The following is a 14,877-nucleotide window of genomic DNA, read 5'->3' as shown; positions in this document are numbered from 1 at the left end:
TGGTGACCACCATCACGTTGCGAAGAATCATTCCTGCAGCAAGATGGCCTTTCCGAGAACTTTGCCGCTTTCGAGATCAGCCAGGGCAACTGCTGCATCGGCAAGGGGATACCGTGCCTTGACCAGGGGTCGCAAGCCGTTTCGGACGTGTTCTACCAGCGATGCGTGGACCTCGGCTACCGCTTCGGGATTGGTGCGTGTGAACTCACCCCACGCGGCTCCGACAATGCTGATGTTGCGGAACAGCACCCGGTTCACCTTGACCTCGGGGATGCCGCCACCGGCAAAACCGATCACCACAAGACGGCCCTCCGGCGCCAGAACACGCACCGCGTCGTCGAACGCGTCGCCGCCCACCGGATCCACGACGATCTGCGCGCCGACGCCGTCGGTCAGTTCCCGAATACGCTCGCCCCATCCCGGAGCAAGCGGGACCACCTCGTCGGCGCCGAGCTCACGAAGGAAGTCCTCGACGCCCTCGCGGCGTACTACGGCAATCACCCGGGCGCCGTGCGCCTTGGCCAGCTGGATGGTTGCCGTTCCGACACCGCCCGCAGCGCCGAGTACAACGACTGTCTCCCCCGCGACGATCTTCGCGCGACGAGCGAGCGCGAACTCCATCGTCTGATAATTGATGATCAGCGACGCCGCCTCGTCGAAAGCGAGTCCGTCCGGAATTCGAAGCACCTGCGCCGGGTTGACGGCAATCCGCTCTGCATACCCACCCAGATACGCGGCCGCGAGAACACGATCACCCGGAGCGAAACCCGATCCCTCCGGCGCGGAGACCACGACGCCCGAGATCTCCGCGCCGGGAATGAACGGCGGTTCCGGGCGGATCTGGTACTTGCCGTAGGTGATCAGCAGATCCGGAAAGCAGACACCGCTGGCCTTCACATCGATGAGGACGAGACCTTCGGCGGCGGGCTCGGGAACCTCCTGCGCGACAATTCCTTCGGGACCGGACAGTTCCGTAACCACCATGGCGCGCACAGAAAGCTCCTCTTCGGGACATCTGAAGTCTGGACCGGTAACCCGGTTTTCTCGACTTTAACCCGGCACACACGTCAGATCATCGTTCACTCCCGATGTGCAGACGGTCGAGACCGTCGAGAATCAGATCCAGACCGAAAGCGAATTCGGCGGCATAGCTGTATCCGGGCGCCAGGACATGCTCGGTGGTCAACTCGGCCAGGTGCGGATACTGACCGCTCTCGAACGACCCCATGATCGCGTTCGCCAGTTCCGTCGTTTCCTGCGCGGTTTCGAACGGCAGACTCACCTCTTGGAGCACAAAGCCGTAGATGTACGCATCCATGATCGAAAAGGCGTGCGCAGCAAGGGCAACCGGAAATTCGGCGGCGCGTAGCGTTCCGATGACGGCGTCGTGGTGGCGCAGGGTCGCGGGACCAGGCGTCGTTCGGGACTCCATCAACGGAGTTGCCCACGGGTGTCTCGCCAACACTTCCCGCGTCGATACCGCTCGCGCGTGGAGTTCCGTGCGCCACGGGTGTCCCGGCGTCGGCAGATCGATCTCCGCGAAGACCGCATCGACCATTCCGTCGAGCAGATCCCCCTTGTCGGAAACATGGTTGTACAGAGACATCGCCTCGACGCCCAGTTCGGTCCCCAGCTTGCGCATGGTCATCGAATCGATTCCGACGGAATCGGCAAGCGCGACAGCAGCGCGTACAACGTCGTCTCGGGTCAATCTTGCGCGCTTTTCCACGTTGACAGAACTTACACCGTAAGTGCAATACTTACGACGTAAGTATTCGACGAACGGAGACTCGCATGGCGAAGGAACTGATGACGGCCGTCGTACAGGATCGCTACGGCGAGGCCGACGTTCTCTACGTCGACCGCATTCCGCGGCCCGCTGTCGCCGACAACGAAGTGCTGATACGCGTCGAGGCCGCGTCCGTCGACCGCGGGGCATGGCATCTCATGGCCGGACTGCCATATCCGTTGCGCCTAGCCGGTTTCGGACTGCGCGCACCCAAAAATCGGGTCCGCGGGCTGGACGTGGCCGGCCGCGTCGAGGCCGTCGGCAGCTCGGTTACCCGCGTGGCAGTCGGCCAGGAGGTGTACGGGATCGCGGTCGGTTCGTTTGCGGAATACGCACGCGCACTCGAAACCAAGATTGCCGCAAAACCTGCCCGGTTGTCGTTCGCACAAGCAGCAGCGGTGCCGGTCTCCGCCCTCACAGCGCTGCAAGCCGTACGCGACCACGGCCGCGTGCAGGCGCGGCAATCCGTCCTCGTACTCGGCGCATCCGGTGGCGTCGGGATCTACGCGGTGCAGGTGGCACAAGCCATGGGCGCTCACGTCACCGGCGTATGCAGCACCTCGAAAACCGACGCCGTCCGCTCCCTCGGAGTCGACGAGGTTCTCGACTACCGCGTCGACGACGCCACCGACGGATCACATCGATACGACGTCATCATCGACACCGGTGGCAACCGCCGACTGCGAGACCTACGACGAGCGCTCACACGCACCGGAACGCTGGTGATCGTCGGCGGCGAGAACGGCGGACGGTGGCTCGGCGGAATCGATCGCCAGATCCGCGCACACTGCTTGTCTCCGTTCATATCTCAGAAAATGGGCACCCTCATCGCTTCGGAGAACGCCGAAGATCTGGAGGTCCTGACGCAGATGATCGACGCCGGAGACATCACCCCGGTGATCGACTCCGTTCATCCCCTTGCCGACACCGCCGTCGCCGTGGCACGAATGGTCGACGGTTCCGGCTGCGGAAAGCAGATAATCGCCACTCGCTGAAAAGCCTGACAGAATCGGCTCACTCCAGCGAACAGGAATCTCACGTGTACCCAGATCTCACGCTCGCGCAGCAGCCCGACAGAGGACCGATCTTCGTCAAGTCCCGCCCGGTCCGCACCGGCGACATCGACGTCGCCAAGCAGGTCAGGCTCGACGCCGTCGCCCGGTACCTGCAGGACATCGGCAACGACAACATCGAAGCCGCGGGCGCCATCGACACCCATCCGCTCTGGATCGTGCGTCGTACGGTCGTCGATGTCGTACGCCCGGCGATCTGGCCGGAAGAGTTGACGATGACTCGCTGGTGCTCCGGCTTCTCCACGAGGTGGGCGAACATGCGCGTGCGCTTCGACGGCAGCAACGGCGCCCTGATGGAGACCGAAGGTTTCTGGATCAACATCAGCGCCGAGTCAGGCATGCCCACCCGGATGAGCGACGACTTCATGCGGCCGTTGGAAGAATCCACCGACGAGCATCGTCTGAAGTGGAAGCGTGTCCTCGCCGAGAACGCACCGGAGGCGGACGACGCCGGTGTTCTCGACACGCCGTTCGCTCTGCGCGCCACCGACATCGACCCGTTCGACCACGTCAACAACGCCGTCTACTGGCAGGCGGTCGAAGAGGTCCTCAGCGCTCGCACCGAACTGCGTACGGTTCCGCATCGAGCACTGATCGAGTACCTCTCCCCCATCGTCTCCAGCGACGACGTCGTCCTGCGCAGCCGCGTCGACGACAAGACCGTCACGGTCTGGTTCCTGGTCGGCGAAGCGCTCCGCGCAGTTGCGCAGGTGAGCGCCCTCTAACGCAGTTTCTGGGTCGCGACAGCCGCGACACCGAACACCAACGCGAGAAGAATCGCGGCCCAGAAACCGAAGAGCCACCACACCACGCCGAACACGACCACTGCCGGGGCAACGGTGATGAAAGCGATGGTGGGGCTTTCGCGTACAACCTCGAGTGCAGTTCGGGCATTAGTTCGATCGAGCTTCTTACCGGCCATCGAAAACCTCCTTCAAGGTCCTGACCATCCAGAGTAACCGGACTGACGGGCATAAAGCGGATACCGTGAACGCATGGCCGACCACCGCACCCTCGTCCTCATGCGACACGGCAAGTCCAGCTACCCCGAGGGCATCCGTGATCACGAGCGTCCGCTCGCCGAACGGGGCCTGCGCGAGGCCCGCATCGGCGGCGAATGGATCCGTGAAAACGTCCCGCCCGTCGACGCCGTCCTGTGCTCCACCTCCCGGCGGACCGTCGAAACTCTTGCCTCGACGGGAATCGAAGCTCCCGCCGGATTCGAGAAGTCCATCTACGGCGGCTCACCCGCAGACGTCATTGCAGCTGCGCGAACCACGTCCGACCACGTCAAGACGCTCCTGATCGTCGGACACGAACCCGGAATTCCCTGGACTGCACTCGATCTCGCATCGAACGAAAACTCCGAAGCGGCCCAACGTATCCGCGACAAGTTCCCGACTTCGGCGATCGCCGTCCTCTCCGTACCGGTGCCGTGGACCGACCTCGACGACTCCGTCGCGACGCTGCTCGAGTTTCACGTGCCTCGTTAGATCAACCACACCGCTAGAGCACCTCACGTAGCAGGCGGTCCGAAAGTGCAAGCGCGTCACGGTCGTACGTCGACGTCGACGCCAACACTTCGTCGGCACCGGTCCGCTCGGCCAGATCGTGAAGTTGCTGCTTCACCTCGACGGGCGTCCCGTGCAGCGCCGACGCCATGAACGACTCGATCCGCCTGGCGTTTCGGTCACTGCGCGGGGCGTGCCTGATCTCGTCCGGTGACACCAGCGGCGGAAACTCCCCTGTCCGTGACGATTCTGCGAGTGCGTATGCCTCCGGGATCAGCAACTCACGCGCCGCGTCGGTGGTATCGGCAACCGCCACCTCGAGAGAGACCACCACGTAGGGTTCGGGATGAGCGTCGGTGGCCCGGAAAGCCCGGCGGTACTCGTCCAGTGCATCCACCCGGCCGGTACCCCCGATTCCGAGTATCGGCCCACCCACGACCACCGGAAGCCCCAGTTGCGCTGCCACTTCCAGGCCCGTGCGCGTCGCGAGCACGAAGATCGGCACCCCGGTCTCCGACGCCGGCCGTGCCGTCACAGCCGCGGATCCGTCAAGGTAGCGCCTCACCTCTTCCAGATCCGACGCAAACGTGTCCGGAGCGTCCTTGCTGCGTCGTAATGCCTGACGAACAGGCTCCGTGAATCCCAGCGATCGACCGAGGCCGAGATCGATTCGCCCCGGGTACAGAGCCTCCAGCATCAAGAACTGCTCGGCGACGATCAGTGGTTGGTGATTCGGCAGCATGACCCCACCGCTCCCGAGTCTGATCTCGCGCGTCTGCGCGCCGATCGCGGCGAGCAGTACGGCCGGCGACCCGCTCCCGATCCCGGGCACTGCGTGATGCTCGGCCACCCAGAACCGGTGGTAGCCGAGCGCGTCGGCGTGCGCGGCGCGTTCGGCGGAATGCGTCAGAGCTGCGGAGTCGGGGTATCCGCTCCTGGTTCGGGATCGGTCGAGCAGTGAGAGAAGCACTCTCGGAGCAACAAGGAATTCGGAAACTTTCATCCGGGCGTCGAACGAGGACCGTTTCTGACCGCAATACCCGCAACACTGGACCTGTCGCCGGAATTCACCATCACATGAAGGGCACGTCATGGACATCAAGCTCGAACTGGTCGCCATTCCCGTCACCGACATCGACCGCGCCAAGGACTTCTACGTCCGCCTCGGCTTCAATGCCGACCACGATCACACGGTCAGCGAGGACCTACGATTCGTCCAGCTGACACCACCCGGCTCCGCCTGCTCGATCTGCATCGGCAAGGGAATCACCGACGCCGAGCCCGGTTCCGTCGTCGGCATGCAGGTAGTGGTCAAAGACGTCGAAGAGGCCGAGCGCGAGTTCAAGAGCCGCGGCATCGACATCAGCCCGATCGACGACCAGGCCTGGGGACGGTTCATCTACTTCGCCGACCCCGACGGCAACAAGTGGGCTGTCCAGGAGATCGTCATCCCGGACCTCAGCGGCAGTAACTCCTGAACACGAACGACTCCTGCCATGAAAAATCCCCCCACCTCTTTCGAGGTGGGGGGATCTTCTACGAACTAACCGCTAGCGGTAGTCGTCACATGCGACTACCCGACTAGCGGTAGTCGTTGCTGAAGCCGTAGTCGTCCAGCGGAACTGCAGCACCGGTGTTCTGGCCGAAGCCGTCCGGGCTGTAGTACTGGTCGTCGTACGACGGCACTGCGTAAGCAGCGGCGCGTGCCTCTTCGGTGGGCTGAACCTGGATGTTGCGGTAACGGTTGATACCGGTACCGGCAGGGATCAGCTTGCCGATGATGACATTTTCCTTCAGACCGATCAGCTTGTCCGAACGGCAGTTGATAGCCGCGTCGGTCAAGACACGAGTGGTCTCCTGGAACGATGCCGCGGACAGCCACGAATCCGTCGCGAGCGACGCCTTCGTGATACCCATGAGCACCGGACGGCCGGCTGCGGGCTCGCCACCCTCGGCGACAACGCGGCGGTTTGCCGACTCGAACTCGGCGCGCTCGGTGAGCGAACCGGGCAGGAACTCGGTGGCACCGGAATCGATGATCGTCACGCGACGAAGCATCTGGCGCACGATGACCTCGATGTGCTTGTCGTGGATCGACACACCCTGGCTCCGGTACACCTCCTGGACCTCGTTGACCAAGTGGATCTGAACCTGACGCGGACCCATGACTCGCAGGACCTCGTGGGGATCGGCAGCACCTTCCATGAGCTGCTGTCCGACCTCGACGTGGTCACCGTCAGCCAAGAGGCTTTCGCGACCGTCGGCGTGCTTGAAGACGCGCAGACGCTGACGCTTGCTGAGCTTGTCGTAGACAACCTCTTCGCCGCCGTCGTCCGGAACGATGGTGATCTTGTAGAAACGATCGCCGTCTTCGAGCTGTACCCGACCGGTGACGTCCGCGATAGGAGCCTTGCCCTTGGGCACACGTGCCTCGAACAGCTCCTGGACACGCGGCAGACCGCCGGTGATGTCATCTCCTGCGACACCACCCTGGTGGAAGGTACGCATGGTCAGCTGGGTACCGGGCTCACCGATCGACTGAGCGGCGACGATACCGACAGCCTCACCGATGTCGACCAGCTTGCCGGTGGCCATCGAGCGGCCGTAGCAAGTGGCGCACACGCCGGTGCCGGTGGTGCAGGTCAGGACCGAGCGGACCTTGACCGTCGTGATGCCGGCTTCGAGCAGAGCATCGATCGCGGGGTCACCGAGATCGTGGCCACGCTCGACGATGACGGTGCCGTTCGCGTCGACTGCATCGGCCGCCAAGGTACGGGCGTACGTGCTGGTCTCCACGTGAGCATCGCGGATCATCGTGCCGTCGGCCTGCTTCTCGGCGATCGTGGTGACGATGCCGCGCTCTGTTCCACAGTCGACCTCGCGGACGATGACGTCCTGCGAAACGTCCACCAGACGACGGGTCAGGTAACCCGAGTCGGCGGTGCGGAGTGCGGTATCGGCCAGACCCTTACGAGCACCGTGCGTGTTGATGAAGTACTCGAGAACGGTCAGGCCTTCCTTGAAGGAAGACTTGATCGGACGCGGGATGAACTCACCCTTCGGGTTTGTCACCAGACCCTTCATACCGGCGAGCGAGCGAACCTGAGTCATGTTGCCGGCTGCGCCGGACTTCACGATCATCGGGATCGGGTTGCTGTCGGGGAAGTGAGCCTCCATGGCCTTGCCGACCTTGTCGGTCGCTTCCTGCCAAATGGTGACCAGAGCGCTGTTGCGCTCCTTCTTGTCCAGAGCACCACGCTGGTACTGCTTCTCGATCTTGTCGGCCTGAGCCTCGAAGTCCTCGATGATGGCAGGCTTCTCCGGCGGCACGAGCACGTCGGAAATCGAGACCGTGACACCCGAACGGGTGGCCCAGTAGAACCCGACGTCCTTGAGCTTGTCGACGGTCTGAGCAACCACGATCATCGGGTACCGCTCGGCGAGATCGTTGATGATCGTCGCCTGGCGCTTCTTCGGCATCTGCTCGTTGACGAACGGGTAGTCCGCCGGAAGCAGCTCGTTGAAGAGCACACGGCCGAGTGTCGTGGTGGCGGTCCAGCCGTCACCGTAGTTCCAGCCCTCGGGGAACAGTTCGTTCTCGAGGTCGCGCGGCGGACGCTGCTGCGTCAGACGCACCTTGATCTGAGCCTGAACCGAGAGCGCGCCGCGGTCGACTGCCATCTGAGCCTCGGCGGGCGAGGAGTACACGCCCTGCTCTGCCTCGTCGTTGGTCGGAGCAACGAGCTCACCGGTGACACCCTCGTCGAGACGGGTCAGGTGGAACAGACCCGTGACCATGTCCAGACGCGGCATGGCGAGCGGGCGACCCGAAGCAGGCGAGAGGATGTTGTTCGAGGACAGCATCAAGATGCGTGCCTCGGCCTGAGCCTCTGCCGACAGCGGGAGGTGAACAGCCATCTGGTCACCGTCGAAGTCGGCGTTGAAGGCCTCACACACCAGCGGGTGGAGCTGAATGGCCTTGCCCTCGACGAGCTGCGGCTCGAATGCCTGGATACCCAGACGGTGCAGCGTAGGTGCACGGTTGAGCAGCACGGGGTGCTCGGCGATGACCTCTTCGAGGACGTCCCACACCTGGACGCGCTTGCGCTCGACCATGCGCTTTGCCGACTTGATGTTCTGCGCGTGGTTGAGATCGACCAGACGCTTCATCACGAACGGCTTGAACAGCTCGAGAGCCATCAGCTTGGGCAGACCACACTGGTGCAGCTTGAGCTGAGGACCGACGACGATCACGGAACGACCCGAGTAGTCGACGCGCTTACCGAGCAGGTTCTGACGGAAACGACCCTGCTTGCCCTTGAGCAGATCGCTCAGGGACTTCAGCGGGCGGTTACCCGGTCCGGTGACCGGACGTCCACGACGGCCGTTGTCGAACAGGGCGTCGACGGACTCCTGCAGCATCCGCTTCTCGTTGTTGACGATGATCTCGGGAGCACCGAGGTCGATCAGTCGCTTGAGGCGGTTGTTGCGGTTGATGACGCGGCGGTACAGGTCGTTGAGGTCGGACGTCGCGAAACGTCCACCGTCGAGCTGAACCATCGGGCGAAGCTCCGGCGGGATCACCGGAACAGCGTTGAGGACCATGCCCATCGGCGAGTTGCCGTTGGTCTGGAAAGCCGCAACCACCTTGAGGCGCTTGAGTGCACGCAGCTTCTTCTGGCCCTTGCCGCTGCGGATGGTCTCGCGGAGAGACTCTGCCTCGGCGTCGAGGTCGAAGTTCTGCATCAGGATCTGGATGGACTCTGCGCCCATCGCACCCGTGAAGTACTCGCCGTAACGGTCGACCAGCTCGCGGTACAGGAGCTCGTCGATGATGAGCTGCTTGACGCTCAGCTTGGTGAAGGTGGTCCAGATCTCGTCGAGACGATCCAGCTCACGCTGCGCGCGGTCACGGAGCTGACGCATTTCGCGCTCGCCGCCGTCCTTGACCTTGCGGCGGACATCGGACTTCGCGCCCTCTGCCTCCAGCTCGGCGATGTCGGCTTCGAGCTTCTGCGCACGTGCCTCGAGATCGGCGTCACGCTGATCTGCGACGGTCTTCTTCTCGACCTGCATCTCGGCTTCGAGGGTGGACAGCTCGTTGTGACGGAGCTCCTCGTCGACGCCGACGATGACGTAGGCAGCGAAGTAGATGATCTTTTCGAGATCCTTCGGAGCCAGGTCGAGCAGGTAACCGAGACGGCTCGGAACACCCTTGAAGTACCAGATGTGCGTGACCGGTGCGGCCAGTTCGATGTGACCCATGCGCTCACGACGAACCTTGGCGCGAGTGACCTCGACGCCACAGCGCTCACAGATGATGCCCTTGAAGCGGACACGCTTGTACTTACCGCAGTAGCACTCCCAGTCCCGGGTGGGGCCGAAGATCTTCTCGCAGAAGAGGCCGTCCTTCTCGGGCTTGAGCGTGCGGTAGTTGATGGTCTCCGGCTTCTTGACCTCGCCGTAGGACCAATTGCGGATGTCCTCTGCACTGGCCAAGCCAATGCGGAGTTCATCGAAGAAGTTGACGTCGAGCACGTAACTTCCTTTCCCCGTTGGGGTTACGGTTGCCGGTCACCCGGCAACCTGACTGCCAATTCAAATGTGAACTACGCCCCCGGGCCGCTCTTTCAAGAGCAACCCGGGGACCGAAACCTAGTTCGCGAGGTCGTCGACCGTCGCAGCTTCGTTCCTGGACAGGTTGATGCCAAGGTTCGCTGCGGCCCGCTCCAAGTCCTCGTCGTCGCCGTCCGCCATCGTGATGGCCGCGCCGTCCGAGGACAGCACCTCCACGTTGAGGCAGAGCGACTGGAGCTCCTTGAGGAGCACCTTGAACGACTCGGGGATGCCGGGTTCGGGGATGTTCTCGCCCTTGACGATGGCTTCGTACACCTTGACTCGACCGACCACGTCGTCAGACTTGATGGTCAGCAGTTCCTGCAGCGTGTAAGCCGCGCCGTAGGCCTGCATCGCCCAGCACTCCATCTCACCGAAGCGCTGGCCACCGAACTGGGCCTTACCACCGAGAGGCTGCTGCGTGATCATCGAGTACGGACCGGTCGAACGAGCGTGGATCTTGTCGTCGACCAAGTGGTGCAGCTTGATGATGTACATGTAACCGACCGAGACCGGGTACGGGAACGGCTCGCCGGAGCGGCCGTCGAACAAGGTGGCCTTTCCGTCGGGTCCGACCATCTGCTCGCCGTCACGGTTCGGCAGCGTCGCGCCGAGGAGACCGGTGAGCTCGTCTTCCTTCGCACCGTCGAACACCGGGGTGGCGATGTTCGAGTCGGCCGGAGCGGACAGCATCTCTTCCGGCAGGGTCGCAGCCCAGTCGGGACGAGAGCCGTCGGACGCGATCTGAACGTTCCAGCCGGTCTTGCCGATCCACCCGAGGTGGGTCTCCAAGACCTGACCGATGTTCATACGACGCGGGACGCCGTGCGTGTTCAAGATGATGTCGACAGGCGTGCCGTCCGAGAGGAACGGCATGTCTTCCTGCGGCAGAATCTTGCCGATGACGCCCTTGTTGCCGTGGCGGCCGGCGAGCTTGTCGCCGTCCTGGATCTTGCGCTTCTGTGCCACGTAGACGCGGACCAACTCGTTGACACCGGGAGGCAGATCGTCGTCTTCGTCACGCGAGAACACGCGGATTCCGATGACCTTGCCGGTCTCACCGTGAGGAACCTTGAGGGACGTGTCACGAACCTCGCGAGCCTTCTCACCGAAGATGGCGCGAAGGAGGCGCTCTTCGGGGGTCAGCTCGGTCTCGCCCTTCGGCGTGACCTTTCCGACCAGCACGTCGCCGTCACGAACCTCGGCACCGATACGGATGATGCCGCGCTCGTCGAGGTCGGCGAGGACCTCGTCGGAGACGTTCGGGATGTCGCGAGTGATTTCCTCGGCACCGAGTTTGGTGTCGCGGGCATCGATCTCGTGCTCCTCGATGTGAATCGAGGTCAGGACGTCCTCTTCCACGAGACGCTGCGACAGAATGATCGCGTCCTCGTAGTTGTGGCCTTCCCACGGCATGATCGCGACGAGCAAGTTCTTGCCCAGCGCCATCTCACCGTTCTCGGTGCAAGGGCCGTCGGCCAGAACCTGGCCGGCCTCGACACGCTGTCCCTCGTCCACGATCGGACGCTGGTTGGCGCACGTGCCCTGGTTGGAACGCGCGAACTTGCGCATCCGGTACGTCTTGCGGCTTCCGTCGTCAGCCATCACCGTGACGTAGTCCGCGGAGATCTCCTCCACGACACCGGTCTTCTCGGTGATGATGACGTCGCCGGCATCCACAGCTGCACGCAGCTCCATGCCGGTTCCGACGAGAGGTGCCTCGCTGCGAACCAGCGGGACAGCCTGACGCTGCATGTTCGCGCCCATCAGGGCACGGTTTGCATCGTCGTGCTCGAGGAACGGAATCATCGCGGTTGCGACGGACACCATCTGACGCGGCGAAACGTCCATGTAGTCGATGTCGGAGGACGCGACGAACTCGACCTCGCCACCCTTACGACGGACGAGAATCTTCGAGTCGGTGAAGCGACCATCGCGGTCGATGGCCGAGTTGGCCTGCGCGACCACGTGGCGGTCTTCTTCGTCAGCGGTCAGGTAGTCGACCTCGTCGGTCACCTGTCCGTCGACGACGCGACGGTACGGGGTCTCGATGAAACCGAACGGGTTGACGCGGGCGTAGACCGACAGCGAACCGATCAGGCCGATGTTCGGGCCTTCCGGGGTCTCGATCGGGCACATGCGGCCGTAGTGCGACGGGTGAACGTCGCGAACCTCGAGGCCGGCGCGCTCACGGGACAGACCACCCGGGCCGAGGGCGGACAGACGACGCTTGTGCGTCAGCCCCGACAGCGGGTTGTTCTGGTCCATGAACTGCGACAGCTGGGAGGTTCCGAAGAACTCCCTGATCGCAGCGACGACGGGACGGATGTTGATCAGCGTCTGAGGCGTGATTGCCTCGACGTCCTGCGTGGTCATGCGCTCACGAACCACACGCTCCATGCGGGACAAGCCCACGCGGATCTGGTTCTGGATGAGCTCGCCGACCGTACGCAGACGACGGTTGCCGAAGTGGTCGATGTCGTCGACCTCGACGGGAACCTCGACGCCGCCCGGAGCCGTCATCGAGGTGTCACCTGCGTGCAGACGCACGAGGTACTCGACGGTGGCGACGATGTCTTCTTCGGTGAGAGTGGATGCAACGATCGGCTGACCCGCGTTCAGGCCGAGCTTCTTGTTGATCTTGTAACGACCCACGCGAGCGAGGTCGTAGCGCTTGTCCTTGAAGAACAGGTTCTCCAGCAGGGTCTGCGCGCTCTCCTTGGTGGGGGGCTCGCCCGGACGCAGCTTGCGGTAGATGTCGAGCAACGCCTCATCGGTGCCGGCGGTGTTGTCCTTCTCCAGCGTGGCCATGAGGATCTCGGAGAAGCCGAAGCGCTCCGTGATCTGCTCGGTGGTCCAGCCGAGTGCCTTGAGCAGGACGGTGACAGGCTGACGACGCTTGCGGTCGATACGGACACCAACGGTGTCGCGCTTGTCGACGTCGAACTCGAGCCATGCGCCGCGACCCGGGATCACCTTGACGCTGTGCAGATCCTTCTCGGTGCTCTTGTCGACGCTCATGTCGAAGTACACACCGGGGGAACGCACGAGCTGCGAGACGACCACGCGCTCGGTGCCGTTGATGATGAAGGTGCCCTTGTCGGTCATCATCGGGAAATCTCCCATGAAGACCGTCTGGCTCTTGATCTCACCAGTGTTGTTGTTGATGAACTCCGCGGTGACGAACAAAGGCGCCGCGTAGGTCATGTCCTTGTCTTTGCACTCGTCCGTCGAGGCCTTGACCTCGTCGAATCGAGGGTCGGAGAAGGACAGCGACATAGTGCCGTTGAAATCCTCGATCGGAGAAAGCTCCGCGAGGATGTCCTCGAGACCACCGGACACTGCATTGTCGCCGAGTGCCGCTGCTCGTTCGCGCCAACTCTGCGCGCCGATCAGCCACTCGAACGAATCTGTCTGTACGTCAAGAAGCCCGGGAACTTCGAGGGGTTCGCGAACTTTCGCGAACGAAACCCTCTTCGGGGCTCCGGGGATTCCGGAAACTGCCTTGGTCTGGCTAGAGACTGCCAAGATGCGTCCTTCCAGCACCTCACGCGGGCCGCTCCGTGCTGTTGCGACCGCCGCTGTATCTGCTTCGAATTTCGCTGGTTACAACCCGAACGAAACCCGTCGCAGAAAGCAAGAAGTACTTGACTTCGCAGCGGTTGAGACGAGGGGTGGACAGGAGGCAGCCAGCGCAACGTCCAAAAGTACACCCTTACTCTGGAAATGTCGAGTCGGGTGTAACTGAGGGTCGAATTCAGAAACTGACGTGAGACTGCCGATCACTCGTCCGTGCATGTTCACCGATCAGAGTGGACCTTGCGGACCGCTCCGTCAAGGGCGAGAGCGCGTGTCGCAGCATTCGAACATTCGTGACGCGCATTCGAACACTGCCACCGGAAGTGTAGCCAGCAACGGCGTCACATACGAAAAATCTGGACCGAGATCGTGCGTCGGTCCAGATCCTCGTCGTGGTACGCAGGTGCTACTGGTCGCGAATCTCCGAGATCAGCCAGTTTCCGTCTTGTTTCTCCAGCCTCACGATGACCATTCCGGAGCGAGAGTCTGCCGCCACGCCGTTCTGCGTCGAACTGACGTTCAGTTGGGCGAGCACCTGTGCCCGGTCCTTCTCGAGTCGTGTGATCCCGATCAGCGGGACATCAGCGGTCGTTGCCGTCTGAGTTTGTTCGACACCGGCCTTCTGCGTGTCCTTGTACTGCGTCAGCTGGTCACGCATCGACTGATTCAGGCCCTGGACACCCTTGTCGAAATCGGCGTCGAACGTGTCGGGAGAAAACGTGAAGACTGCCGCCAACGCCGACGGCGTCACGCGAAGAACCTCGGCCGTGGCGCCTTCGTCCACCCAGGCGATGTCGTCCGTCTTCGCGCCGACTTTGAAGAAGGCGATGCCGGCGACGATCGCGACGATCACCGCCGCGGCCCCCAGGATCGCAACCAGGCGCCAGCTGCCCTTCGGCTGTGTGGATGTTGCCGGCGACTCCCCCGCGTCGGCCTGCGGGGCAGTGGGGGCGGCGCCCTCCGCTTCTCCCGCGGCTACCTTCGGTTCGTCTGCGGCTGTCTTCACCGGCTTGGTGAGATCGGGGCCCGGGGTGGATTCCGGAGCGTCGGTTTCCGGCTTCGGCGGCTCGGCGTCTCCGGATTCTGCCTTCGCGAGCGTCGGCTTCGCAGCCTCCGGCTTCACAGCCTCCTGTGTTTCTTCTTCCGGCTTTTCGATCGTGGGCTCGACCGAATCCGAATCGGACGTCCCCGCGGGGACGTTGAGTGAACGAGCGCTTCCGGCGATCTTCGGCCGACGGTTCTGCGGGGAGGACGGTCCGCCGGTACGACGTTTGGGTGGCATTACGCGCTTCTCCTTCGAGGGATGTCG

General features: G+C 63.1%; 11 protein-coding genes. 4 read left to right on the top strand and 7 right to left on the bottom strand.

Annotated features, from left to right (window positions below):
- Window positions 1–27: 27 nt before the first annotated feature.
- Together DBV08_RS17390 and DBV08_RS17385 are read right to left on the bottom strand one after the other, a co-directional pair.
- The gene (locus tag DBV08_RS17390; RefSeq protein WP_124568235.1) at window positions 28–993 is read right to left on the bottom strand and encodes an NADPH:quinone oxidoreductase family protein; all 966 of its coding nucleotides are present in this window, start codon (window positions 991–993) and stop codon (window positions 28–30) included.
- A 79-nt stretch (window positions 994–1,072) separates the two neighbouring features.
- On the bottom strand, window positions 1,073–1,729 hold the full coding sequence (locus tag DBV08_RS17385) for a TetR/AcrR family transcriptional regulator C-terminal domain-containing protein (protein WP_124568234.1): 657 nt from the start codon (window positions 1,727–1,729) through the stop codon (window positions 1,073–1,075).
- A 65-nt stretch (window positions 1,730–1,794) separates the two neighbouring features.
- On the opposite strand from DBV08_RS17385, the gene DBV08_RS17380 reads away from it, so the two are divergent.
- Window positions 1,795–2,784 carry an NAD(P)-dependent alcohol dehydrogenase gene (locus DBV08_RS17380; RefSeq protein WP_124568233.1) on the top strand — a complete coding sequence of 330 codons (990 nt, stop codon included), beginning with the start codon at window positions 1,795–1,797 and terminating at the stop codon, window positions 2,782–2,784.
- A 44-nt stretch (window positions 2,785–2,828) separates the two neighbouring features.
- Window positions 2,829–3,587, top strand: coding sequence for an acyl-[acyl-carrier-protein] thioesterase (locus DBV08_RS17375; RefSeq protein WP_124568232.1), 759 nt, complete (start codon window positions 2,829–2,831; stop codon window positions 3,585–3,587).
- Here the strand turns inward: DBV08_RS17375 and DBV08_RS17370 are convergent.
- The gene (locus DBV08_RS17370; protein ID WP_003941897.1) at window positions 3,584–3,784 is read right to left on the bottom strand and encodes a hypothetical protein; all 201 of its coding nucleotides are present in this window, start codon (window positions 3,782–3,784) and stop codon (window positions 3,584–3,586) included. The two genes, DBV08_RS17375 and DBV08_RS17370, sit on opposite strands and share 4 nt — an antisense overlap.
- A gap of 73 nt (window positions 3,785–3,857) precedes the next feature.
- Here DBV08_RS17370 and DBV08_RS17365 point away from each other — a divergent pair, with 73 nt between their 5' ends.
- A complete protein-coding gene (locus tag DBV08_RS17365) occupies window positions 3,858–4,355 on the top strand; it encodes a histidine phosphatase family protein (RefSeq protein ID WP_124568231.1) in 498 nt (165 codons plus the stop codon).
- A 13-nt stretch (window positions 4,356–4,368) separates the two neighbouring features.
- Here the strand turns inward: DBV08_RS17365 and DBV08_RS17360 are convergent, their stop codons facing one another.
- On the bottom strand, window positions 4,369–5,376 hold the full coding sequence (locus DBV08_RS17360; protein WP_124568230.1) for an LLM class flavin-dependent oxidoreductase: 1,008 nt from the start codon (window positions 5,374–5,376) through the stop codon (window positions 4,369–4,371).
- Between the two features lie 88 nt (window positions 5,377–5,464).
- Between DBV08_RS17360 and DBV08_RS17355 the strand changes: the two genes are divergently transcribed.
- Complete coding sequence (locus tag DBV08_RS17355) at window positions 5,465–5,851, top strand: glyoxalase superfamily protein (protein WP_124568229.1); 387 nt, start codon at window positions 5,465–5,467, stop codon at window positions 5,849–5,851.
- A 103-nt stretch (window positions 5,852–5,954) separates the two neighbouring features.
- On the opposite strand, the gene DBV08_RS17350 is transcribed toward DBV08_RS17355, so the two are convergent.
- The 3 genes from DBV08_RS17350 to DBV08_RS17340 all read right to left on the bottom strand — a co-directional run bounded on the left by DBV08_RS17350 (window position 5,955) and on the right by DBV08_RS17340 (window position 14,850).
- On the bottom strand, window positions 5,955–9,911 hold the full coding sequence (locus DBV08_RS17350) for a DNA-directed RNA polymerase subunit beta' (RefSeq protein ID WP_003941914.1): 3,957 nt from the start codon (window positions 9,909–9,911) through the stop codon (window positions 5,955–5,957).
- Window positions 9,912–10,028: 117 nt separating this feature from the next.
- Window positions 10,029–13,535: a DNA-directed RNA polymerase subunit beta gene (locus tag DBV08_RS17345; protein WP_124568228.1), complete on the bottom strand. Its 3,507-nt coding sequence runs from the start codon at window positions 13,533–13,535 to the stop codon at window positions 10,029–10,031.
- Window positions 13,536–13,974: 439 nt separating this feature from the next.
- The gene (locus DBV08_RS17340; protein WP_124568227.1) at window positions 13,975–14,850 is read right to left on the bottom strand and encodes a hypothetical protein; all 876 of its coding nucleotides are present in this window, start codon (window positions 14,848–14,850) and stop codon (window positions 13,975–13,977) included.
- Window positions 14,851–14,877: the final 27 nt, after the last annotated feature.

Source organism: Rhodococcus sp. KBW08, assembly GCF_003852455.1.
GTDB lineage: Bacteria > Actinomycetota > Actinomycetes > Mycobacteriales > Mycobacteriaceae > Rhodococcus_F > Rhodococcus_F baikonurensis.
Note: the sequence above shows the minus strand (reverse complement) of the source record. Positions and strands in the feature narration are given on the sequence as shown.

Bases quoted from the DNA above. Each gene is read 5' to 3' on its own strand.
- DBV08_RS17340 (WP_124568227.1), bottom strand. From the start codon at position 14,850: ATGCCACCCAAACGTCGTACCGGCGGACCGTCCTCCCCGCAGAACCGT.
- DBV08_RS17360 (WP_124568230.1), bottom strand. From the start codon at position 5,376: ATGAAAGTTTCCGAATTCCTTGTTGCTCCGAGAGTGCTTCTCTCACTG.
- DBV08_RS17355 (WP_124568229.1), top strand. From the start codon at position 5,465: ATGGACATCAAGCTCGAACTGGTCGCCATTCCCGTCACCGACATCGAC.
- DBV08_RS17380 (WP_124568233.1), top strand. From the start codon at position 1,795: ATGGCGAAGGAACTGATGACGGCCGTCGTACAGGATCGCTACGGCGAG.
- DBV08_RS17370 (WP_003941897.1), bottom strand. From the start codon at position 3,784: ATGGCCGGTAAGAAGCTCGATCGAACTAATGCCCGAACTGCACTCGAG.
- DBV08_RS17365 (WP_124568231.1), top strand. From the start codon at position 3,858: ATGGCCGACCACCGCACCCTCGTCCTCATGCGACACGGCAAGTCCAGC.